This window comes from Pseudonocardia sp. (genome assembly GCF_029263155.1).
In the GTDB taxonomy this organism is placed as follows: Bacteria; Actinomycetota; Actinomycetes; order Mycobacteriales; family Pseudonocardiaceae; genus Pseudonocardia.
The window spans coordinates 1-22,439 of record NZ_JAJCYB010000074.1 but is presented as its reverse complement, the minus strand read 5'-3'; the positions used below and the strand labels follow the sequence as shown (position 1 = coordinate 22,439).

At 73.9% G+C, this 22,439-nt stretch carries 20 protein-coding genes and 1 tRNA gene; 6 read left to right on the top strand and 15 right to left on the bottom strand.

The annotated features are described in order from the left end of the window. The first annotated feature begins 101 nt into the window (after positions 1-101). The gene (locus tag Q1K26_RS14660) at positions 102-2,012 is read left to right on the top strand and encodes a PhoX family phosphatase (RefSeq protein WP_300012184.1); all 1,911 of its coding nucleotides are present in this window, start codon (positions 102-104) and stop codon (positions 2,010-2,012) included. A 110-nt stretch (positions 2,013-2,122) separates the two neighbouring features. Here Q1K26_RS14660 and Q1K26_RS14655 read toward each other — a convergent pair whose 3' ends face one another. Further along, positions 2,123-2,557, bottom strand: a complete 435-nt coding sequence (locus tag Q1K26_RS14655; protein WP_300012181.1) for an ArsI/CadI family heavy metal resistance metalloenzyme — start codon at positions 2,555-2,557, stop codon at positions 2,123-2,125. A gap of 84 nt (positions 2,558-2,641) precedes the next feature. Here Q1K26_RS14655 and Q1K26_RS14650 point away from each other — a divergent pair, with 84 nt between their 5' ends. Further along, entirely contained in the window at positions 2,642-2,995 is a 354-nt protein-coding gene (locus Q1K26_RS14650; RefSeq protein WP_300012178.1) for an Rv2640c family ArsR-like transcriptional regulator, read from the top strand. Position 2,996: 1 nt separating this feature from the next. On the opposite strand, the gene phoU (Q1K26_RS14645) is transcribed toward Q1K26_RS14650, so the two are convergent. The 5 genes from phoU (Q1K26_RS14645) to dusB all read right to left on the bottom strand — a co-directional run bounded on the left by phoU (Q1K26_RS14645) (position 2,997) and on the right by dusB (position 9,345). After that, the gene (gene phoU / locus Q1K26_RS14645; RefSeq protein WP_300012174.1) at positions 2,997-3,656 is read right to left on the bottom strand and encodes a phosphate signaling complex protein PhoU; all 660 of its coding nucleotides are present in this window, start codon (positions 3,654-3,656) and stop codon (positions 2,997-2,999) included. 4 nt (positions 3,657-3,660) lie between these two features. Next, a complete protein-coding gene (gene phoU / locus Q1K26_RS14640; protein WP_300012171.1) occupies positions 3,661-4,317 on the bottom strand; it encodes a phosphate signaling complex protein PhoU in 657 nt (218 codons plus the stop codon). 76 nt (positions 4,318-4,393) lie between these two features. Next, positions 4,394-5,818, bottom strand: coding sequence for an LCP family protein (locus tag Q1K26_RS14635; protein ID WP_300012168.1), 1,425 nt, complete (start codon positions 5,816-5,818; stop codon positions 4,394-4,396). A gap of 1,362 nt (positions 5,819-7,180) precedes the next feature. Further along, positions 7,181-7,975 carry a GGDEF domain-containing protein gene (locus Q1K26_RS14630; protein WP_300012165.1) on the bottom strand — a complete coding sequence of 265 codons (795 nt, stop codon included), beginning with the start codon at positions 7,973-7,975 and terminating at the stop codon, positions 7,181-7,183. A 233-nt stretch (positions 7,976-8,208) separates the two neighbouring features. Continuing rightward, positions 8,209-9,345, bottom strand: coding sequence for a tRNA dihydrouridine synthase DusB (gene dusB, locus Q1K26_RS14625; protein ID WP_300012162.1), 1,137 nt, complete (start codon positions 9,343-9,345; stop codon positions 8,209-8,211). Positions 9,346-9,432: 87 nt separating this feature from the next. On the opposite strand from dusB, the gene Q1K26_RS14620 reads away from it, so the two are divergent. Next, positions 9,433-10,956, top strand: a complete 1,524-nt coding sequence (locus Q1K26_RS14620; RefSeq protein ID WP_300012160.1) for a DUF2252 family protein — start codon at positions 9,433-9,435, stop codon at positions 10,954-10,956. Between the two features lie 4 nt (positions 10,957-10,960). Here Q1K26_RS14620 and Q1K26_RS14615 read toward each other — a convergent pair whose 3' ends face one another. Beyond that, on the bottom strand, positions 10,961-11,548 hold the full coding sequence (locus Q1K26_RS14615) for a superoxide dismutase (protein WP_300012157.1): 588 nt from the start codon (positions 11,546-11,548) through the stop codon (positions 10,961-10,963). Between the two features lie 100 nt (positions 11,549-11,648). On the opposite strand from Q1K26_RS14615, the gene Q1K26_RS14610 reads away from it, so the two are divergent. Beyond that, positions 11,649-11,721, top strand: a tRNA-Lys gene (locus Q1K26_RS14610). A gap of 149 nt (positions 11,722-11,870) precedes the next feature. Here the strand turns inward: Q1K26_RS14610 and Q1K26_RS14605 are convergent. The 3 genes from Q1K26_RS14605 to Q1K26_RS14595 all read right to left on the bottom strand — a co-directional run bounded on the left by Q1K26_RS14605 (position 11,871) and on the right by Q1K26_RS14595 (position 14,965). Beyond that, complete coding sequence (locus Q1K26_RS14605) at positions 11,871-12,833, bottom strand: ABC transporter substrate-binding protein (RefSeq protein ID WP_300012154.1); 963 nt, start codon at positions 12,831-12,833, stop codon at positions 11,871-11,873. Positions 12,834-13,093: 260 nt separating this feature from the next. Beyond that, positions 13,094-13,525, bottom strand: a complete 432-nt coding sequence (locus Q1K26_RS14600; RefSeq protein WP_300012151.1) for a hypothetical protein — start codon at positions 13,523-13,525, stop codon at positions 13,094-13,096. Positions 13,526-13,945: 420 nt separating this feature from the next. Next, positions 13,946-14,965 carry an alpha/beta hydrolase gene (locus Q1K26_RS14595; RefSeq protein ID WP_300012148.1) on the bottom strand — a complete coding sequence of 340 codons (1,020 nt, stop codon included), beginning with the start codon at positions 14,963-14,965 and terminating at the stop codon, positions 13,946-13,948. 271 nt (positions 14,966-15,236) lie between these two features. Here Q1K26_RS14595 and Q1K26_RS14590 point away from each other — a divergent pair, with 271 nt between their 5' ends. Next, positions 15,237-15,764, top strand: a complete 528-nt coding sequence (locus Q1K26_RS14590) for a GNAT family N-acetyltransferase (RefSeq protein WP_300012145.1) — start codon at positions 15,237-15,239, stop codon at positions 15,762-15,764. An 85-nt stretch (positions 15,765-15,849) separates the two neighbouring features. Here Q1K26_RS14590 and Q1K26_RS14585 read toward each other — a convergent pair whose 3' ends face one another. The 5 genes from Q1K26_RS14585 to Q1K26_RS14565 all read right to left on the bottom strand — a co-directional run bounded on the left by Q1K26_RS14585 (position 15,850) and on the right by Q1K26_RS14565 (position 20,707). After that, positions 15,850-17,085, bottom strand: coding sequence for a cytochrome P450 (locus tag Q1K26_RS14585; protein ID WP_300012142.1), 1,236 nt, complete (start codon positions 17,083-17,085; stop codon positions 15,850-15,852). A gap of 90 nt (positions 17,086-17,175) precedes the next feature. Further along, positions 17,176-18,135 (bottom strand): AraC family transcriptional regulator, encoded by a 960-nt coding sequence (locus Q1K26_RS14580; protein WP_300012139.1) that lies wholly within the window; start codon positions 18,133-18,135, stop codon positions 17,176-17,178. A gap of 289 nt (positions 18,136-18,424) precedes the next feature. Next, positions 18,425-18,652, bottom strand: coding sequence for a hypothetical protein (locus Q1K26_RS14575; RefSeq protein ID WP_300012136.1), 228 nt, complete (start codon positions 18,650-18,652; stop codon positions 18,425-18,427). A gap of 188 nt (positions 18,653-18,840) precedes the next feature. Continuing rightward, the gene (locus Q1K26_RS14570; RefSeq protein ID WP_300012133.1) at positions 18,841-20,115 is read right to left on the bottom strand and encodes a serine/threonine-protein kinase; all 1,275 of its coding nucleotides are present in this window, start codon (positions 20,113-20,115) and stop codon (positions 18,841-18,843) included. A 106-nt stretch (positions 20,116-20,221) separates the two neighbouring features. Continuing rightward, complete coding sequence (locus tag Q1K26_RS14565; protein WP_300012131.1) at positions 20,222-20,707, bottom strand: NUDIX hydrolase; 486 nt, start codon at positions 20,705-20,707, stop codon at positions 20,222-20,224. 503 nt (positions 20,708-21,210) lie between these two features. On the opposite strand from Q1K26_RS14565, the gene Q1K26_RS14560 reads away from it, so the two are divergent. Beyond that, positions 21,211-22,335 (top strand): HNH endonuclease signature motif containing protein, encoded by a 1,125-nt coding sequence (locus Q1K26_RS14560; RefSeq protein ID WP_300012128.1) that lies wholly within the window; start codon positions 21,211-21,213, stop codon positions 22,333-22,335. Positions 22,336-22,439 lie beyond the last annotated feature (104 nt).

The window sequence follows — 22,439 nt, the reverse complement described above, 5'->3', positions numbered from 1 at the left end:
CTTCATCGCTGCGGGAGGCGGACGGGCGTCGGAGCTGATTTCCCGCTCTGTTCACCCGATGGTGGACAGGGGTTGGGGGCCGGCGTGATGGCATTCGCCCCATGTCTCCCGTTGACGATGGACTCGTCTCCAACCCCACCACCAACCCGAGGTTCTCCGACGTCCTCGACGCCGCCCTCGCCCGGCGGACCGTGCTCGTCGGCGGGGTGGCCGCCGCTGCCGCGACGTTCCTCGGCGGCGCATCCGTGGCCCACGCCGGGGCGCCCGGTCGCCGCCGCGAGCTGCTCGGCTTCACCGGCATCCCCGTCTCGTCGGCCGACGCGGTCGTGGTGCCCGAGGGCTACACCGCGAAGGTCCTGATCTCCTGGGGCGACCCGATCTCCGACGGCCCGGCGTTCCTCCCCGATGCCGGCAACTCCGCGGAGGACCAGGCCCGGCAGTGGGGCATGCACAACGACGCGGTGTGGTTCTTCCCGCTCACCGAGGGCGGGAAGGCCTACAACGGCAGAGGCCGGGTGCGCCGCGGGCTGCTCGTGCAGAACCACGAGTACACCGACGACGTGCTGCTGTTCACCGACGGCACGGCGGACTGGGACGCGGAGAAGACCGCCAAGTCCCAGGCCGCGCACGGCGTCTCGGTCATCGAGCTGCGCCTGCGCGACGGTGCGTGGACGGTCGAGCGCCCGTCGCCCTTCGCACGGCGGGTCACGGCGTCCACGCCGATCGAGATCGCGGGCCCGGCCGCCGGTGACCCGCTGCTGCAGACCAGCGCAGACAAGACCGGTACGACGGTTCTCGGCACCATCAACAACTGCGCCTTCGGCCACACCCCGTGGAACACCTACCTCGCCTGCGAGGAGAACTTCAACGGCTACTTCAACAAGACCGGCGAGCCCACCGAGCTCGAGGACCGCTACGGCATCGGCGAGGCCGGATACCTCTGGTACACCACCGACACCCGGTTCTCCGCCGACGAGGAGCCCAACGAGCCCCACCGGTTCGGCTGGGTCACCGAGATCGACCCCTTCGACCCGGACTCCACCCCGGTCAAGCGCACGGCCCTGGGTCGGATCAAGCACGAGGGCTCCTGGGTCGTCGAGACCACGCGGGGGCGCGTGGTCGTCTACTCCGGTGACGACCAGACGAACGAGTACATCTACCGCTACGTGTCCGACCGCCCGTGGAAGGAGGCGTTGCGGCGCAAGGAGCACCCGCTCGACCACGGTGTCCTCTACGCCGGGAGGTTCAACGAGGACGGCACCGGTGAGTGGCTGGCCCTGACCCACGACGACCCGGCCCTGCAGGCGGCCGGCTTCACCAGCCAGGCCGACGTCCTGATCCGGGCCCGGCAGGCCGCCGACGTGCTCGGGGCCACCAAGATGGACCGGCCCGAGTGGATCGACGTGGACACCGAGACCGGCTTCGTCTACTGCACGCTGACCAACAACAGCGGCCGGGGGGTCGAGGACGGCCCGCCGGTCGACGCGGCGAACCCGCGCCCGGCCAACGTCTACGGGCACATCATCCGCTGGCAGTACCGCGACGACTACGACGAGCCCACGTTCCGCTGGGAGATCTTCGCCCTCGCCGGTGACCCGGGGGACCCGGCCGACGGCTCGACGATCGTGGGTGACAAGTACGGCTCGCCCGACGGCATCTACGTCTCGCCGCAGGGCCGGCTCTGGATCCAGACCGACGTGTCCTCCAGCACGGTCAACGCCGGCGCCTACGAGGGCTTCGGCAACAACCAGATGCTCGCCGCCGACCCGGACACCCGCGAGACCCGCCGGTTCCTCGTCGGCCCGAACGGCTGCGAGGTCACCGGCGTGGTCGTGACGCCCGACGAGCGCACGATGTTCGTCGGCATCCAGCACCCCGGCGAGGCGCCGGAGGGTGAGCTCGATCCCGCGAACCCGGGCCAGTTCAGCACCTGGCCCGACGGCGGGACCTCGCGTCCCCGGTCCTCCACCGTGGTGGTCACGAAGGACGACGGCGGCGAGATCGGCAGCTGAGACGCGGTCGTCCGGCGGGCCGTGGGAGCCCGCCGGACGACCCGGCCGCCCTGCCGAGCGACGGCCCACCGCCGGCCTCGGGGGTGAGGTGGACCTCAGCGAGCGCCGGATCAGCGGGAGGCCGCGGCGGCGCAGCAGACCTCGGACGGGTCGGTGCAACTGCACGGTTCGCCGAAGGTCTCGCTGTCGGCCAGCACGGTGTAGACCTCCCAGCGCTCGCCCCCCGGGCCGGTCACCCACACCTTGTCCTGGGTGGCGAAGCAGCAGGTGGTGCCGATCTCCTCGTCGGTGAACAGCCCCTCACCGGCGAGCCGGGCGATCTCGGAGTGCACGGTCTCGCTGTCGTCCACCTCCACGCCGAGGTGGTTGAGCGTGCCGCCCCGGCCGGGGTTCTCCAGCAGCACGAGCTTCAGCGGGGGCTGCGCCACGGCGAAGTTTGCGTAGCCGGGCCTGGTCTTGGCCGGGTCCACGCCCAGCAGCTTCGAGTAGAAGGTGACGGCCTGGTCGAGGTCGTCGACGTTGAGGGCGAGCTGGACACGGGACACGGGGTCCTCCACCTGTGAGACGTATGTCGAACTACTCGGCCACCCTGCGACACCTATTCGACATATGTCAAGTAGTCTCGTGGAATGCCCCGCGCGCTGCCGGTCCTGGACCTCACCGAGCCCATCTGCTGCGCGCCCGTCGCGGCCGGTGCGATGGGGGAGGGCCAGGCGCTGCAGGTGGCGTTGCGGCTCAAGGCACTGGCCGATCCCACCCGCGTGCGGCTGATGTCGATGCTGCTGGCCACCGAGGAGGTGTGCACGTGCGACCTGGCCGCGGCGGTGGGGCTCACCGATGCCACCGTGAGCCATCACCTCGGCCAGCTGCGCAAGGCCGGGCTGGTCGTGGGCATCCGCCGCGGGATGAACGTCTACTACCGGGCCCGCCCGGACGCCCTCGGCGCGCTGTGCCGGGTCCTCGACCCGTCCTGCTGCACCTGAGTCAGATCGGGATCGCGTCGGGCTCCTGCCCGGTCACGGCGTACACGGTCTCGCGCGCCACGGCCACCGCGTGGTCGGCGAACCGCTCGTAGTAGCGGGCCAGCAGCGTGATGTCGACGGCCGCGCCGACGCCGTGCGGCCAGCCCTGGTCCATCAGCACCTCGAACATGTGCCGGTGCAGCGCGTCCATCGCGTCGTCGTCGGCGTCCAGCTCGACGGCCTGCAGCACGTTGTGCGAGCGGGCGACGTCGGCGGCCTTGAGCGCCAGTTGCACCGCCAGCCGGCCCATCTCCGCGAAGTCCTCGCGCACCTCGGGGGGCAGTACGGGCTGCGGGCTGCGGCGCTGCGCGGTCTGCGCGACGTGCAGGGCGAGGCGGCCCATCCGGTCGATGTCGCCCGCTGACCGGATGGTGGACACCACCGCCCGCAGGTCGCCCGCCACGGGCGAGTGGAACAGCAGGGCGTCGGTGGCCACCTCCTCGACGCGCGCGCACAGCGCCGCGAGCTCGGCCTCCCGCCCGATCACCCGGGCGGCGAGCCGTTCGCGGCACTCCAGCAGCGCGGAGGTGGCCTGTTGCAGGGACCCGGCCGCGTGGGTGCACATCTGCGCGAGCAGCTCGGACAGCTCGGCCAGCTGCTTCGGGAGCGGCTCGGGGACCATGGGGTCAGACCGTCAGCGGGCCCGGCATGCTGCCGGTGACGACGTAGACGATGCGCCGCGCGACGGCCACGGCGTGGTCGGCGTAGCGCTCGTAGAACCGGGCCAGCAGCGTGATGTCGACGGCCGGTCCCACGCCGTGCTTCCAGGACGGGTCCATCAGCACGGTGAACATGTGCCGGTGCAGGTCGTCCATCGCGTCGTCGTCACGCTCCAGCTCCTCGGCGCGTCCGAGGTCGCGGGTGCGGATCACGTCACCGGCCTTCGTGGCCAGCTCGACGCCGACGCGCCCCATCTCGGCGAAGTACGGGGCGACCTCGTCGGGCAGCACGGGCTGCGGATGGCGGCGGCGGGCGCCCTGCGCGACGTGCAGCGCGAGATCGCCCATGCGCTCGATGTCGCCCGCACCGTGGATGGCCGACACCACCGTGCGCAGGTCCGTGGCGACGGGGGCCTGCAGGGCCAGCAGGGCGAATGCCTTCTCCTCGGCCCCGGCCCGCAGGTCGTCGATCCTGATATCGGCGGAGATGACCTCTTCGGCGAGTTGCAGGTCGCACTCTAGGAGCGAGCGGGTGGCCTTCGCCATCGCCTCGGCGACCTGGTCGCACATGCCGGCCAGGCCGTCGGCCAGCGTGTCGAGCTGTTCCTGGTAGGCATCGCGCATATGCGCAGGGTAGTGCGGTGGGCGAGACCGGGCAGCAGCCGTGGGTGAACCACGGGTGAACGCTGGTCGACCGGGCCTACGCGCAGCTCACCGCGGGACCGGCGGGAGGGGCGGGTCCGGCGGTGGTCGCGGCCCGGATGACCCCGTCGAAGGAGCGGCCGAGCACCAGCTGGAGCACGCCGCTGGCCCCCGGGTCGGGTGCCGATCTGGCCGACGGCACGGTCTCGGCCAGCAGGTCGGCCGCCGCCGCGCGGTCGGGCGAGAAGCGGATGACGGTCTGGTCGGTCGGGTTCTCGGCGTTGCCGACCTCCCCGACCCCGAAACCGAGCGTCCCGAGCGTGTCGCCGACCTCGGCGGCCATCCCCTGGCGATCCGAGGCGTTGAGGACCTGCACCGTGACGTCGGACGGGGCCAACCCGCCCGCCGCCGCGAGCACGGCCTGCTCGGGCACCGGCTCCCCGTCGCGCAGGGCGGCGAACAAGGCGTTCGCGTCGGCGTCGCGGAGCAGGGTGTTGCCCTGGCCGCTCGTGCCCTCGGCGATGGGCACCGTCGTGAACGTCACGCCCTCGGCCGCGAAGCTGCGCAGGGCGCCGGCCGTGGCCAGGATGCGGTCAAGGTCGGTGCCGTCCGCGGTGAGGGCGCCGCCGATCACCGCGCCGATCGACCCGACCCGGCCCGCGTCGAGCAGGACCTCGCGCGAGAGCACCTTGTCGACGACGGCGGCCAGCACCCGCTGCTGGCGTTCCAGCGCGCCGCGCCCACCGCCGGGGTCGCCCTCGACGGTGCGGGCCCGGACCAGGTCGACCGCCCGCCTGCCGTCGAGCGTGGTGTGCCCCGCCCCCGGGACGACGGCGCCGAGCAACCCGTCGATCACCGGCTGCTCGACGCAGACGTCCACGCCGCCGACGGTGTCGACGAGCCCGCCGATCCCGGCGAGGTCCAGCCCCACGAACTGCGTGACGGCGAGCCCGGTGAGCTGCTGGACGACGCGCGTGGCGCACTGCGGGCCGCCCACGTCGAACGCCGAGATCAGTGGCGTGCGGGCCTGCGCGGGCACCGTCTCGTCGAGGTAGGTGCGGCTCGACGGGTCGTAGCGCCGGCACGGGGGCCGGTTCACCTCGAGGTCGCGCGGCACCGCGATCCCCACGACGTCTCCGCCGTCCGCCGGGACGTGCGCGATCAGCACGGTGTCGGCGCGTGGCCCGCCGGTCGCGGTGCCGGCCGGGTCGTGACCGACGATCAGCACGTTCTCGTCGCCCGCCTGCTCCGCCGCGTCGACGATCGCGCCGTAGTCGCGATCGAGCGCCTCCACGCTGCTCAGCGCGTCGTCCAGCCGCGCCTTTCCGACGTACTGGAACGCCGTGGTGCCGAACAGGGCCAGGGCCAGCACGGCGAGCAGCAGCCGGCCGGCCGGGATGCGGCGCCATGGTGCGGACCTGGCGGGTGGGTCGTGCTCCGTCGCGGGCTCGCCCAGCGTGACGCCGGCGTGGGCGGCGGTCATCCGGCTGAGCGTCTCGTCGATGTGGCGGGCGCGGTCACCCCCGTCCGGACGGGGACGGTCGGTGCGGGAGGCCGGGGGATCGGCGGGGGAGGTCGCTGCCCGTCGGGCGGTCGCGCCGGGCGTCGACCCGGGTTCGCCGCCGGTCGCGCCTGCTCCGGCCGGTACGCGACCGCTCGGGCCGACCCTGCCTGGTGATCCGGTGCTGCGGCCGGTCGTTCCCGGCCGGCGGGGCGGTGCCGGGTCACCGGTCCGGGTGCCGGACGACGCTGGTGCCGCGGTGTCGGGGCCGGTCGTGTCTGGTCGGTGGAGCGCAACGGGTTCGCCCCGCCGGGTGCGTGGCACGGCTGCCGGAGCGGGTGCGCCGTCGGTCGAGCCTGCGCGACCGAGCAGTGCGGGTTCACCGCCCGGGGCCTGCGGCGGGATGGCGGTCCGGGGCGGCGGTGGCGCCCCGCGCTGGGTGGCCAGGGCCGCGGCGCGCGTGGTGCGCGGGCGTGCGGTGCCCTCCACGGCCGGGCCCGCGGCGGCACCTTGCCGCGGGACGGATGCCCGCGCCGCGGTTGCGGGCGGTCGCGGGGTGGCGGGGCGGCCGGGTGCGGCGTGCGGGCTCGGCAGGGGTGCCTGCGGGGGTGCGTGTGACGGTCGGGGGTCCGCGGTGGGCGCCGGGGACGTCGGGTGGGCCGACGGGGAAGCGTGCCGCGCTGCCTGTGACGCTCGCGGGAGCCCGCGGGGCGGCGCGCCGTCGCCGCCCGGGGGTCGCCCGCTCGAGCGCGGCGCGGCCTGGGGTGGTGCGGCTGGGGATGGTGCGGCGTGGGGTGGTGCGGCCGCGGACCGCGTCGCTCGCGGTGGTGCGGCCGGGGACGACGCGGCGTGCGGTGGTACGGCCGCGGACGGCCTGGCCTGCGGCGGCGCGGGACGCGGCCCGGGGGCTGCGTGCGGGCGCTGCGGGTCTGCCGCGGGGCCCGCGATCAGGGGGCGAGCCTGCGCCTGGCGAGGAGGCCGGGCGCCGGGTGGGGGGCCGCCGTTCCGGTACGCGACGCGAGGCCCGTCGTCCTCGGGGAACGGTTCGCGCGGGCGCACCTCGGGACGGCGCTGCTGATCGGGGTGCGGGCGCTCCCGCTGCGGGGTGCGGCGGTCCACGTCGGCGCGGCGCTGTTCGTCGGCCCGCCGCCGCTCCGCGCGGCCCGGCGGCGTCGGCGGTCCGCCGACCAACCCGTGGCGTGCGAGGAGCTCGTCGGGCGTCGGCGCGCGCCGTGCACGGTCACTGCCGTCCGCCACGCCACCTCCCGTGTCCCCGACGACCGGTCCCCCACGCGATCGTTGAGCGTACGGAGCGTCCCCGGTTTGATCACAGGCGGGTCTCGGTCAGCCAGCCCGCCCGGGCCGGACGTGGCGGGGGACGTCGGTGGGCTGGGGGACGCCGCGGCGGCGTGCGGCCGGTCCGGCGAGCCGCACCTCCTCGTTGTGCGGGTCCCGGTAGGCGACGGCGTTGCGGCCGGCGTCCTTGGCCGCGTAGAGCAGGACGTCCGCGGCGCCGACGACGCGCTCGACCTGGGGGTGCGAGGGCCCCGCGGTGTGTGCGACCCCGGCGCTGACCGTGACCCGCAGACCTGGGTCCAGCTCGGCCCACGGGTGGCGGTCGACGCGGTCCCGGGCGGCCTCGCAGACGCGTACCGCCGTCTCCAGGTCGCGGTCGGGCAGCACGATCGCGAACTCCTCGCCGCCGTAGCGGGCACAGAACGCGCCGTCGGGCAGGTCGGCGTCGAGGAGGGTGACCAGCCGCTGCAGCACGCGGTCACCGAAGAGGTGCCCGTAGGTGTCGTTGACCTGCTTGAAGTGGTCGGCGTCCACGATCGCCACCGAGACGCCGAGCGCTCCCGCGCGGAACGGGGGGTCCAGCAGGGCGAGCAGCCGCTCGTCGAGGTAGCGGCGGTTGTAGCTGGAGGTGAGGCTGTCGCGGCGGGCGTGCTCCCGGGCCTCGGCGTGCTCGCGGCGCAGGCGGTCGAGCTCGTCGGTCGGGGCTGCCCGGCCGCCGAGAATCTGCATCGCGGAACGGAGGTGCTGGTAGGCCTCCTCCCAGCGCCCCGCGGCGGCCAGTTCCTCGGCGGCCGCGGTGTGCCGTGCCACCGCCCGCGGTGATGTACCCGTACTGGTGCCCATGCCCACCTCCGTCTCCGCCGGTGCTGTCTCGAACCTGGTGTCGACGTGACGGGTGGGGCTCTTGAGGCGACCAACCCGTTCGCGCGGGACGCCCACCCGACCGGGTGCGACGTGATCGGGACGACCGTGCACACCTGGCCTCCACCGTGCACACGCCACGACCTGTGCACGGTGACGCAGTGGTGTGCACGGTGGACGCACCGACGCCGGTGAGCGGCGGGGGCGCCGCGGCGTCAGCCTCCGCTGTGCTCCAGCTCGGCACCCAGGGGGACGCTCGGGTCGTCGGGGTCGTCGAGCCAGCGCTCGGGCAGCACGACCCGGCCCGGGGAGCCCTGGCGGCCGCGCGGACCGTCGGCCTCCGCCGGGAACTCCTGGTCGTTGTCGAGCTGGGCGAGCAGCTCGTCGAGCTCGTCGATGCCGCTCACGAGCCCGAGCCGGCGGCGCACCTCGGGCCCGACCGGGAAGCCCTTGAGGTACCAGGCGATGTGCTTGCGCATGTCGCGGATGCCCTTGTCCTCGCCCATGTGCTCCTGCAGCAGCACGGCGTGACGGCGCATGGTGGCGGCGACCTGGCCCAACGCGGGCGGAGCGGGCAGCGGCCTACCGGCGAACGCGGCCTCCAGGTCGCCGAACAGCCACGGCCGCCCCAGGCAGCCCCGCCCGACCACGACCCCGTCGCAGGCGGTGCGCTCGACCATCGTCAGCGCGTCGGCTGCGCAGAAGATGTCGCCGTTGCCCAGCACGGGCACCTCCGCGGGCAGCGCGTCGCGCAGACGGGTGATGGCGGACCAGTCGGCCTGCCCGGAGTAGCGCTGGGCCGCGGTGCGGGCGTGCAGCGCCACCGCGGCGACCCCGGCGTCGACCGCGCGGCGCCCGGCGTCGAGAAAGGTGTGCCGCTCGTCGTCGATCCCGATCCGCATCTTGACGGTGACCGGCAGCGGCCCGGCGTTGTCGACCGCCGCCCGCACGATCGCCTCGAACAGCCGCCGCTTGTACGGCAGCGCCGCCCCTCCGCCCTTGCGGGTGACCTTCGGGACCGGGCAGCCGAAGTTCATGTCGATGTGGTCGGCGAGGTCGCGCTCCCGCACGATCCGCACGGCCTGCCCCATCGCGACCGGGTCGACGCCGTAGAGCTGCATCGACCGCGGCCGCTCGTCAGCGTCCATCGCGATCATGCGCAGCGTCAGCGGGTTGCGCTCGACCATCCCGCGCGAGGTGATCATCTCGCAGACGTAGAACCCGGCCCCCTGCTCGCGGCACAGCCGTCGGAACCCCGCGTTGGTGATGCCGGCCATGGGGGCCAGCACCACCGGGGTGTCGGAGACGTAGGGCCCGATGCGCAGGGGCCGGGTACGGGTCGGGGCGCTCACCCCTCCAGTGTCCCCGCTCGCCGCGCCGGCCGGTACCTCGGCCGCCACCGGCCTGCGATCATCGCGGCGATCGGGTAGGACGCAGAGGTGATTCCCGACGACGAGACCCTGGCCCGCGCGACGCGCCGCGACCTCTACGACCTGGCGAAGCGGTCCGGGATCCCCGGACGGTCCACGCTCGGCCGCGACGGCCTGGCCGAGGCGCTGCGCGCCCACCGGGCGGACGGCGACGCTCCCACCGCCCAGCGGATGGCCGCGCCCACCTCGCGCATGGAGTCGTTCCGCGAGCTCGCCCAGCAGCGGGCCGCGGGCGGCATGGTCCTGCTGCCGCGGTTGCTGACCGACAACGACCGCAGGCTGCACGTCCGGCAGACGGTGCGCGAGGACCACAGCACGCGCATCATGCAGGGTTCCGAGGAGACCGCGGCGAAGTTCGAGAAGCTCGCCGCGTCGCGGTACTCGTTCCACCGCGGCACCTGCCTGCTGTTCTACCGGGACCTGGCGGGCGAGGACGCGCTGATGCCCACGGTGCTGGCCCTCGGCGACGTCCACCCGGAGAACTTCGGGGTGATGCCGAGCTCGGACAACGTGCCGATCTTCGGCGTCAACGACTTCGACGAGGCCTACTACGCCCCCTTCACCTGGGACATCAAGCGGGGAGCGACCGGCTTCCTGGTGGCCGCCGACGAAGCGGCCGGGCTCGGGCGCAAACGGCGTCGCCGGATCGCCCGCTGCTTCGTGGAGGGGTACGTGGAGGGCATCCGCACCTTCGCCCGCGACGGGTCGGAGGGCGACCACCAGATCCGCCGGGACAACGCTCCGAAGCTGATCCGCAAGATCTTCGACGCGGCCGAGGAGGAGCGCCACAAGTGGCTCGCGTCGGACTACCACGACGAGTACGGCCAGGGATTCCGCTCGAGCCGCAAGCTCGTGCCGGTGACGAGCAGGCGCGAGGAGTTCCAAGACCTGGTCGACCGGCTCGTGCGGGAACAGGGCATCGAGGTCCCCGAGCGGGCGGGCCGGATGCGCGTGAAGGACGTCGCGATCCGCAAGGGCCAGGGCACCGCCTCGCTCGGCCTCGACCGCTACTACGTGTTGATCGAGGGGCGCCGCGCCGACGCCACCGACGACCTGATCCTGGAGTTCAAGCAGGCCCGGCGGTCGGCTCTCGCCGGTCTCGTGCCGCCGTCGGACTTCGCCGTCGACGGAGCCGGCGAGCGCATCGCGCACGCGCAGAGCGTGCAACTGGTCAACGGCGACGTCTTCTACGGCGGCATCGAGTTCGACGGCCGCAGCTTCATGTCCCGTGAGCGGGCCCCGTACCGCGAGAGCATCGACGTCGAGGACATCGGCAAGAAGGACTGGCCGGGCTACGCCCGCATCTGCGGGCGCAGCCTGGCCCATGCCCACTCGCTGTCCGACGAGAGCGGGCGCATCGACCACGACGTCGAGCCGGACATCCTCGCCGCGATGGGGCCCGTCGAGCTGTTCGTCGACGACATGCTGCGCTACGCCGAGGAGGCCGACGACCGGCTGCGCCGCGACCACGAGTACTTCGTGGCCGACTTCGAGCTGGGCGCGTTCCGCGACGTCGACCGGGCGTTCCGGTGAACGGCTAGAACTCCACGTTGATGCAGGCCGGACGAGCGCCGGCCTTGCCGGCCTCGCCGGGCGCGGTGGCCGTGCCCATCTCGTGGATGATCACGGACTTGGCGCGTCGGTCCCGGTCGAACCCCCACTCGACGTCGGCGGTGGCGTTGCCGGCGCCCGCCGAGTCGGTGGTCAGGTCGAGCCAGATCTCGTTCTGGGGGTTCGCGTACGCCGGGTCGACGCTGGGCTGCACCGGGTCGACCTCGTTCTGGAAGTGCGGTCCGGCCGCGTCGCCCGTGTCCCCACAGGCCTCCACGTGTGCGTGGGCGCCGTAGCGCCGGTCCGGCTGCAGACCGCGCACGGCGAGCATGACGACGGTGCCGTCGTCGCCGGTCTCGGAGCTGACGGCCGCGCGCGCCCCGACCGGCACGAGCGCCGGGTCGTAGGTGATCGCGACGTCGCCCGGGTCGGTGCCGAACGTGGCGCCGACCTGGACGCTGCGGTCAGGGGTGCTGGAGGGCGTCGCGGCCGGGGAGGACGCCGCGGCGCCACCACAGGCGGTCAGCGCGAACGCACCGATCACGCAGAGGCCGATGATGGGGGATGAGCGCATGCCCCCAGGATGGGCGGTGACGCAGCGTAGTGGACACCCACCCTCTGTCACGCCCGTCTGATGAGCGAGCCTGCTGGGTGTCGCCGTAGGCTGAAGGAGCGGGCCTCTAGCTCAATCGGCAGAGCAGCGGACTTTTAATCCGCGGGTTCGGGGTTCGATCCCCCGGGGGCCCACCGCATCTGAACATCATCTTCTCTCGGGTTCGCGATCTCGCCAGCGGAGCGGGCCACCCTTCATGTCACGAGACGTCGGCGAAGTCCGAACTCCGCCAGGACCGGAGTGGACGACCGGGGCCTGCTGGACCTCTCGGATGTACGGCGTCTCAGCCGCGCAGCGCCCCGGCGAAGACCTCCACCAGCGCGGTGGCGGTGCGGGCGAAGCCGTTGTTCAGCGCCGGGCTCAGCGTCACGACCCGACCCGCCCGCACCGCCGGAAGCGCCTGCCAGGTGGGCACGGCTGCCAGTTCCTCGGGCGCGGCCGGGTTGCTCGCCTGCAGGAACAGCACGTCGGCCTCGGCGAGCATCGAGAAGTTCTCGGGCGCCACGGCGAATCCCGGTTCCGCGCCGCCCGGTTCGTGGAAGGCGAGGTCCATGCCGAGGTCGGCGCCCACCGTCGTGGCGAGGGTGTCGGTCCAGACCAGGGCCGACGCGCCGTAGGCGAGCATTGCGACCCGGCCCCGCGACCGGACGTCGCCGAGTTCTGCACGGGCCCGGCGTACGGCGTCGTCGTAGCCGCCGACCAGCGCGTCGACCTGCGCCCGCCTGCCCAGCAGCTCCGCCTGCGCGAGCAGGTCCTCCCGCCAGATGCCACCGCGCGCGGTGACCGGCAGCACCGGGGCGATCGCGGCGAGCAGCGTGTTGCCGTAGAAGTCGGCGGCGGCCGCGTCGGCCGGTTGCAGGATCAGGTCGGGCCGGAGCGCCGCGATCTCCTCGTAGTCCATGGCGTCGTAGGTCGACCGCAGGATCGTGACGTCTCGGGTCTCCGGCGACGCGAGGTGCGGCGCGATCGCCCGCTCCGCACCGAACAGCCCGGTCGCGATCACGGGGTAGCCGGCGGAGAGCGCGAACTCGAGGTCGCCGCGCCCCTCGACGACGAGCACCCGCTGTGGCTGCGCCGGCACCGTGGTGACGACGTCGAGGTAGCGGAAGTCGACGGTGGCGGCCGGAGGCGCCGCGGGCGGTCCCGACGCGCAGCCGGTGAGCAGGCCGGCGGCCGCGAGCCCGGCCAGGAACTCCCGACGGGTGGCTGCGGAGACGTCCGGACGCTCGAGGAGTGCGGTGGTCATGGGGTACCTCCGTGATCGGGAACCGGCGCCCGTATTCAACCCAGGCTCACCTAACTTCCGCAAGAAGCAGTGCTTGCGATTCGCCACCACGCCCGGCGCGCGCCGCTGATCAGAGCTGAGCCCGCACGCCCGCTTCGTGCCGGACGCCGGCCACCTGCTCGGCTGCCGAGCCCTCCATCGCCTCGGCGCCGGCGCCCCGGCGCAGCACCGGCAACGCGGTGCGCTTGCGCTGGTCCTCCAGCTCGAACGCGAGGGCGGCGTTAGAGCGCGAGCAGGGCCAGCAGGACGCCGATCCAGCCGGCGACCGTCGCCCACGTCCCCGACGCGGTGAGCTCGTAGACGCCGGTGGCCGCGAACCGCAGCGCCGACATGGCCATCACCGCGGCCGTCAGGATCTTGCCCGTGGCAGCGGCGCACGGCACCAGCAGCGCCGCGGCGACGGCGAGCAGGACGACGCCCAGCGCCCGGCTGGTCGTGCCGGGCGCGGAGGTGAGAGTGACCATGCCGGCCACGGCCCAGGCTCCGGCCAGCAGGCCCATTCCTGTCTCCGCGACGGGGTCACGGGCCAGGAAACCGAACACCGAGGCGAGCACCTGCAGCGGCACGGTCAGCAGCAACGCGGCCAGCGCCGCCACCCGGCCCTGGTCCGCGGCGACCCAGTCCAGCTGCACCTCGAGGTACCCGCTCGCCATGACCGTCGGCCTGCCGCAACGAGACCACTCGACTCGAACGGGATGTCATCCAGGACTTCCCGCTGATCCATCTCGTCCTCGGCGAAGTCGGCAACGCCACGTTCGTCGTGGGCGGCGTGTTCTTCATGTTCCCCAGCTGGAGCGGGTTGCCCTGTGGCTGTTCGTGGTGGGCTCACTCGGGATGCTGATCGGGACCGTCGGTGAGGCGTTCGTTCGCCACCAGCGCCGAAGGCGGGCGCCCGGGCGGCAGAGCTCCTGAGGTGCTCCGGTGCCCATCGGCACTTCCCCACCGGTGCCGGCGAGCCCTGTCTGGACGCTTCGCTCGGCGCACGGATCGTCGCGGAGCCCCGGGGCCGGTGGACATCGGCTCACCCCGCGCGGACGCACGTGCGGTGGCCGGTCGACCCGGCCGCCGCAGGATCAGCCGGAGCGGGCGTCCAACCAGGCGTCGACGTCCGCGACCACCTGCGCGTGGTTCGCCTCCAGCACCGGGTAGTGCGACGCGTCCGCGATGATCGACTTCGTGACCTCGGGGCTGCCGAGGTATCGGGCGGCCTGGAGGTCGGCGGCCGGGGGCGGGAAGATCGCGTCGGCGTCGCCGAACTGGACGAGCACCGGCACGTCGATCCGGGCCAGCATGAGGCTGTCGACCGTCAGGGCCGGGCCGAGCGAGAGCACCTGCCCGCACGGGTCGGCGTTCGGGGCCGGGACGGCGTCGCGCACCGCCTGCTCGGCGCTGTTGAAGTAGAAGGTGTCGATGCTGTCCTTCGCGAACACCGCGTAGTCGGGCTCCGCACCCGGGTCGCCACCCAGCAGGCAGCGCCGCGAGGCATCGGCCACCTCCAGCGCGCCGTAGGGCGAGGCCGCGAAGTCGCCCCACGAGAGGTTCAGCACGCCGTCGACGTCGCCGTAGTGCGCGGCCGCGAGGTTCGAGATCAGGCCGCCCACCGACGACCCGCCGAGGTACACGTGCTCGAACGACGTGCCGTCCGCGCCGCCCAGCTCGTAGTCGCCCGACCGCAGCGCCTGCACCATCTGGTGGGCCACGTCGGCCTCGGAGCCGAAGCAGGTGTCGAGGCCGGCCGGACGGTCGCTCGTGCCGTAGCCGAGGCGGTCGACCGCGACGATCGCGTGGCCCTCCTCGGCCAGTTGCCGGGCGACGTTGTAGTCCTCGACGCCGTCGAACTGCCAGTAGTCCTGGTCGAACGTCACCGCGTGCAGGAGCAACGAGACCGAGCCGCCGGACTCGACGGCCTCCCGCGGCGCGACGAGCGTGCCCCGCACCGTGTAGTCCCCGCCGTCCGAGGTGCACGGCACGGTGGTGGTGTTCGTGTTCTGCACCGCGAAGGAGATCGGCACCTCGACGACCTGGTCGTGGGCCAGGGCGACGGAGGAGGTGGCGATCGTGGCGGCGACGGCCGCACCGAGTGCGGCGGTCACGGCGATGAGGCGACGCATGAACATCCCGACGTCGAAGGGTGCTGTCGATCGGAGAACGCGCCGTGAACTGCGACGATGCGGGGCGCGAGACCGATTCACCTGTTCGGGCACGACATCGATCTCCGTCCCGGGCACATCGGGGTCGTGCCCGTGGCGGGACCGCGACGGGCCGCTCGACCGATCTCCGGGGACACCCGGGCGGCCACCGCCCGACGCAACGGCAGTCCGGGGTTGCCGGCCGTGGATCCGCACGGGATGCGAGGCTGGTCCGATGCCCCACCACGTCACGGTCCGGCCGCGCCGACCCGACGACGTGGACGGTCTGGTCGCCCTGCTCGCCGGGCAGCAGGCGCAGTCGCGGTACCCGCTGCGCTGGCCGCTGCCGTTCCCCGTCGAGGACTTCCTCGTCCGGGAGACCGAGGAGCGGGCCTGGGTGGCCGAGGTCGACGGCGCTGTCGCGGGACACGTCGCCGTCGCGCGGCTCGACCGGGAGCTGGCCGTCGAGTTCGCCCGGCTGCGCCCTGGCGAGGAGCCGGCCGCGGTCACGGTGCTGTTCACCGGTGCCGGCCACCGGGGAAGGGGCGTGGGCGGCGCGCTGCACGACACCGCGGTCGCGGCGATCCGGGGCAGCGGGCGGTTGCCGGTGCTGGACGTGTTGCCGGGGCACTCCACGGCCGTCGAGATGTACCGGCACCGGGGCTGGACGGAGATCGGGCGCGCCCGGCCGGGGTGGTTGCCCGCAGGCCAGCCCGACGTGCTGCTCATGGTGCTGCCCGAACCGGTGGGCCGCGCCACCTGACCGTCCCGGCGCCCGGGTGGCCGACGCGACGCCGGGGCCCCGGCACGACGCCCGGTCCTCAGGTGAAGCGCGCGTCGCCGCGGCGTCACCACGTGACGTGCAGCGACTCCAACCCCCGGAAGAAGTAGCTGGCGATGTAGGTCGGCTCGTACCCTGCGGCCAGGCGCAGCCCCGGCAGTCGCTTCATGAGGTGCTCCAACGCCACCCGGATCTCCGCGCGGGCCATCGGGGCACCCGGACACACGTGCAGGCCGCGGCCGAAGGCGAGGTGGTCGCGGACGTTCGGCCGGTCCAGGTCCACGTCGTCGGGGGCCGGGAACACGGTCTCGTCGCGGTTGCCGGAGCCGAACAGCAGGAGCAGCGGGGTCCCGGCCGGGAGGTCGGTGCCGCCGAGCGAGGTGTCGCGGGTGGTGATCCGGAACAGGCCGCGGTGCGGGGCGTCGCGGCGCAGCACCTCCTCGGTGGCCTTCGGGATCATCTTCACCGGGTCGGCCAGCACGCGCTCGCGGATCGACGGGTCCTGCAGCACGGCGAGCATGGTGGAGGTGATGGCGTCGCGGGTGGTGTCGAACCCGGCCACGCGGGCGGCACCGCGCACGATGCACTGGGTGTAGTCGTCGGGCACGCCCGGATAGCCGTTCGCGCCGTGGATCAGGTCCGACAGCAGGTCCTCGCGGGGGTGGGCCCGGCGCTCGTCGATCAGTGCCTGCAGGTAGCGCGTGTACTCGCCCATCCGCTCGGCGGCGGCCAGGTGCTCCTCGACCGGGGCCAGCACGTTCCACAGCGTGTTCTGGTCGTCGGTCCAGACCTGGATCTGCGCGGTGTCCTCCGGAGGGAAGCCGATGATCGCACTGATCACGGTCTGCACGAAGGGTATGGCGTAGTCGGCGACGAGGTCCGCCCGGTCCGCCTGGAACGCGTCGATCAGCGCGTCGGCGGTGGAGTGCATCGTCGGCAGCATCGCCCGGACCCGGGCGCCGGTGAACCCGGCGTCGAACACCCGGCGGATCGGCGTGTGCGCCGGCTCGTCCTCGTTGACGACGGCGGTCGTCTCGGGGACGTTGCCGCGGCGCAGCACCTCGACGACCTCGGGAGCGTTCGAGTAGATCTTGGGAACGGCCGGTGCGGACGAGTAGGTCGCCGGATCGTCGATCACGGTCCGCAGGTCGTCGTAGCGGGTGACCATGTACGCGCCGAGCGTGGGGCTCAGCTGCAGCGGCCGGGCGCGGGCGGCCCGGTAGAACAGGTGCGGGTCCTCCCGGTGCGGGGATACCAGGGGGTTGAAGTCGAACTGGTCGGCCGGCAGGTCGGTGGTGGTCACGGCGCGCCTCCTTCGGTCCGCGCCGACGCTAGGTGTGGTGTGGGTCACGGTCGATCCGCGGAGCGCACCGCGGCGATCCGATCTCGGCAGTCAGGAACGCAGCGTGTGCGACGGCAGGCAGCCGTAGCGCTCGCGGTAGCTCGCGGCGAACCGGCCGAGGTGGGTGAAGCCCCACCCCGCGGCGACGGCGGCGACGGAGACCCGGGTCGGGTCGGCGGCCTGCAGCTCCAGGTGCGCCCGGACGAGCCGGACCTGTCGCAGGTGGGCCATCGGCGGTGCGCCGACGTGGCGGGTGAACCCCGCCTGCAGCCCGCGGGTGCTGACGCCGACGCGCCGGGCCAGCTCGGGCGTGGTCCATGGGTGTTCCGGCTCGGTCTCCAGCAGCTCGACGGCCGCGCGCACCGTCGCGGGCCGGGGGGCGGCGGGTCGGCGGGTGAGCAGGTCGTGATGGGGGTGGTCGACCGCGTGCAGGAACGCGGCGATCACGCTCTGCGCCAGCGGGCGGGCGACGACGGGGCGCGACATCGGGCCCTCCGGATCGCGCGCGAGGTCGACGAGCGCGCGGGCGAGGCTCCACCACTGCCGGCCCGCTCCGGCGCGCAGGTCCAGGCTCGCGCCGAGCGGCACGGTGGACCGGACGCGCCGGTCGGTGAGGTCCTCCAGCGTCTCCTCCAGGGCCCGGTGCTCGATCTTCAGCCCGAACAGCCGCCCGCCACCGGCCCACCCGTGCAGGCGGGCGCGCCCGTCCGGCCGGTACACCGCGGCCAGGCCGGGGTCGGCGCAGACGTCCGCGTGCCCGGTCCAGGTGCGCAGGTGCCCGTTCAGCGGGACGTTGACCTCGTACCCGGTCTCCAGCTCGTCGGTCTCGATCCGCACCTCGCCCGCGTAGCCGAGCAGGCCGGCCGACACGGGTCCCAGGCTCACCGCGGACAACGACATGGCGAAGTCGCTCGGCTCGTGCAGGACGACCATCCGGTGCGGGAAGTAGACATCCGCGCACGCCTGCCGGGCCACGCCGCGGTCCGTGGTGGTGATCGATGTGCTCGGCATCGTCGCCTCCGGGCCACTCTTCCTGCCTGCTGCACCGGGTCAATGGCATCGTTCGGCCACGGGGAACGGGGCACGACGCGTGATCGACGACGAGTTCCGCGGCCGCGGTGTCGGCATGCCCGGTTCGTGCTGGTGGAGGGCGCTGGTCGGCGTGACCGGACCTGGAGCTGGCGGGGCCGGTGCCGTCACGCCACCGCGCGCGCCCGTTCGGCCACGAGCAGGACGTCGACGAGGGAACCGTACCCGGCGTTCCTCGGCGACGCGGGCCGCGCGGGTCCGACCCCACCTATCAGCCGGCGAAGGTGAGGTTCCGCTCGGCCAGCTCCTCGGTCAGGATCCGGATCGCCTTGGGCCCGACTCCGTGGATCGCCAGCAGCTGCGCGGGTGTCACGGCGGTGAGCTGGTCGTAGCGGGTGTAGCCGTGCACGGCCAGCTCGCGGCGGGCGACCTTGCCCAGCCGTGGGGGGTACTCCGTGGGTGCTGTGTCGTCGTGTGTCATCTCGTCGTCGTGTGTCATCTCCTGCTCCTCCCGCTCGACCCCGACGACCGTAGCGAGGGCCCCCGACGGTTTCGGGTCCCGCGCAGGCCCGTGCCGTGCCGGTACTGGCGGGAGCCGGTGGCGGTGTGGTCGGCGCGGCGACACCGTCCTCCGTCGAGTGCGATCCGGGTCCGGCGTCGAGCGGCCTCGTGGCGAGGTTATGGCGGTCAGAACAGCGATGAGAACCAGTCGGTGAACTGCTCCCACAGGTTGCGGGCGTCGTCCTGGGTGTCCTGCGGGATCTCCGGCAGGTCGGGGAGCTCGGTCGGGATGCCGGAGAGGTCCGGGAGCTCGGGCAGGTCGCTGGGCAGGTCGGGGATGACGATCCCGGGGTCCTGGGTGTCGGTCTCGTCGGTCACCGGCTCGTCGGTCGGCTGTTCGGCGTCCGTCGTCTCCGGGGGCTGTGTCGCCTCCGCGGTCGTCTCGGGTGCGGCGGCCGGGTCGGTCTCGTCGCCGCCGCGGGTGAGCGCGAACACGGCCACCACCAGCAGGGCGACCAGGGCGAGCGCGACGAGCGCGGCCCGGCCGCCGCGTCGCGGCGGTTCCTCGTCGACGACCACCGGTGGGCGGTCGAGCCGGGTGACCACCTCACGAGCATCGGGTCGGCGGGCCGGGTCGGCGGCCGTCATCGCCACCAGCGTGCTGCGCAGCGGCTTGGGCACGGTCCGCGGCACCGACGGGGCGCGGCGCAGGCGCTCGTCGGCGGAGTCCCAGCCGTCGCCGGGGTACTCGCGCTCCCCGGTCATGGCCTCCAGCAGCACCAGGCCCAGCGCGTAGATGTCCGCCGGGGGGCCCGCGGTCTCGCCGCGCACCTGCTCGGGCGCGAGGTAGCCTGCCGTGCCGATGGTCCCGTCCGCCGAGGTCAGGCCGGACGTGCCGACCAGTCGCGAGATGCCGAAGTCGGCCAGCCGCACCCGCCCGTCCGGCTCGACGAGGATGTTGGACGGCTTGACGTCACGGTGCACCACGCCCTCGTCGTGGACGTAGGCGAGCACCCGGGCCAGCTCGACGCCGACCTGGGTCGCGGCCGCCGCGTCGTAGGGTTCGCGGGCCAGCTCCTGCGCGAGGGTCGGCCCGTCGACCAGCTCCATGACGAGGTAGGCGCGGTGTTGTTCCACGGCGAAGTCGTGCACGGCGACCAGGCCGGGGTGGCGCAGGTTGGCCAGCAGCTGCGCCTCCTCGGTGAACCGCCGCTCGCCGTCCGGGTCGGTGCCCGGCCGGAAGATCTTCACGGCGACGGGCCGGTTCAGCCGCTGGTCCTCGGCGCGGTAGGCGTCGGCCATCCCGCCGGAACCGAGCAGCTCCTGCAGGCGGTAGCGGCCCCCGAGCAGCGCGCCGGGCGTCGGGCCTGCGGCCGGTCCGGGCGTCCGCGCCGTGGACGGGCCGTCGAAGCGCCGCGTCGGGTCCGGGATCCGCCGGGTGGGATCGGGTCCGGGTGGCACGTGTCCTCCTCCTCCGCGGCGGGTGGCCCCGCAGCGCGCCCGACCGTACCGGCGAGGGCAGCCGCGGTCTGCGGCCGTTCACCCGAACCGGGTGGGTCGCAGTGCCTCAGCCGCCGGGAGGGGTCAGCGCGCTCTCGGCAGGCGCGCCGTGTTCGAGGTAGCTGGTGACGCCCTCGCCGCGCGCCTCCAGCGCCGCCGTCACCCGCCGGACCAGCCGCGGGGTCAGCATCACGAACAGCTCGTCCGGGGGGAGGAACGCCCACGAGGCCAGCTCGCCGGTCGTCAGCTCGATCCCGTCGAGCTGCGCATCGGTGAGCGTGCCGCCGTCGAAGACGAAGCGGACGTGCTCGTCGCGCACGTGCGGTGCCCAGTCGACGACCAGCAGCCGCCCGAGCGGCAGGTCGAGCCCCAGCTCCTCGCGCAGCTCCCGCAGGCAGGCCTCCCGCGGGGTCTCACCGCGCTCCACCTGCCCACCGGGGATCTCCCACCGCGGCTTGTAGGTGGGCTCGACGATCAGCACCCGCCCCTCGTCGTCGACGAACAGCGCCCCGGCCGCGCAGTCGGGGCGGGCGGCGAAATCGGCGTGCGTCACCGGGCCTCCTCCTTCTCGCGCGCCGGACCCGGCCGGGCTCCGACGACGGCGACGAGGATCGCAGGCCGGGGCGGAGGTGGCCACCCGGACGGGCGGACCGGCGCGGGGCCGCCGCGGACATCGCGGCCCGGTCGTGCGGAGGTCGGGGCGACCGCCGGTGCGCCCCGCCTGGCGCCCGTGGCGCTCCTGCTCGCGTGACCACGGCGCGCGGGTCCGCCGCCCTGGGTCGGGCACCGCGACAGCGTCGGGCTCCGGCCGCGAACCCTGCCGAGCCCGGGCACCCGCTGCGGTCGAGGCCCGGGCCAACCGCCGACCGCCGGTCCCCGGCCGGTGCTCGTCGCCGAGGATGCCGGCATGCCGCGCGGGGAGTACGTGACGGTGTGCCCGGTTCGTGCCGCGCCGCCTCACACCCTCGATCCGGGAGAGTCGATGTCGTGTTCGCAGATGCAAATTGTTTGGACTGATTCATAGGTGTCGAACATGTGTTCGCGTATTCTGGGGTCATGTCCACCGACCGGCTCGCCGCCGCTCACCGCCTGCTCGTCGAGGCGGTCGACGCGTTGTGTGATGCGGCCGGGCCCGACGCGGCCGATGACGAGCTGGTGTCGGTGCTCACGGTGTGCGAGGGCGTGTCGCGGCGGTTGGACCGGGTGGTGGTGGGGGCGGTCGCCGCGCTGGAGCGCCGGGGCGTGTTCGCCGAGCGCGGCTACCGCAACCCGGTCGTGGCGTTGGCCGATCTGGTGGGGTGGGAGCGGTTCGAGGCCCGTCGTCGCACGGTGGCTGCCGAGGCGGTGTGTGAGCGGGTCGGGGTCGACGGCACCGTGGTGGCGGCGAGGTTGGCGGCGACCGCGGCGGTGTTCGCCGCCGGTGGGGCGGGGTTGCGGCACGTGGAGGTGATCGCCCGGGTCCTGGCCTCCGGTGCGGCGGGGCGGTTGGCGCCTGCGGTGTGGGCCGGGGCGGAGGCCGAGCTGGCCGCGAAGGCCTCGGTGTACACCCCCTCGGAGCTCGCGGCGTGGGGTGTCGCGCTGGTCGAGGCCCTGGACGCGGATGGGCCCGAACCCGACGAGCGCGCCCCGGCACCGGTCAACGAGTTGCGGCTGAGTCCGCGCCGGGGCGGGGGCGGGTTGGTCAAGGGCCGGTTCGACGACCCGGCCCTCTACGACGCGATCGCCACCGTCATCGACGCGAAGGCTCGCCCACTCACCGCCGAGGACGACCGTGGCCCCGCGCAGCGCCAGGCCGAGGCGTTGGCCGAGGTGTGCGGCTACGTCCTGGACCACGGCGACGTCCCGCAGTGCGGGGGCGGGCGCCCGCACCTGAACGTGCTGATCGGGTTGGAGGACCTGGAGGGTCGGGCCCGGTCGGCGGTACTGGACCTCGGCGGCCGGCTGCCCGTGGCGGGCCTGCGGATGCTGGCCTGTGACGCCGCGGTCATCCCGGTCGTGCTCGGCGGTGCCGGGCAGCCCTTGGACGTGGGCCGGGCGAACCGCACCGTCCCCGACGGGCTGCGCCGCGCGGTCGCCGCCCGCGACCGCGGGTGCGCGCACCCCGGGTGCGGGCGCACCGCGTCGTGGTGCCAGGTCCACCACATCCAGGGCCCCGGCATAGTTGATGTTGCAGTTATGTGAGCAGGTCAACGGCTCGCAGCGGGTGGCGGCTGGTGTCGCGGCAGGCTTCGGCGATGTTGGTGGCGCCGGCGAGTCGGTGGCGGCTGATGGCGAGGTTGCGCAGC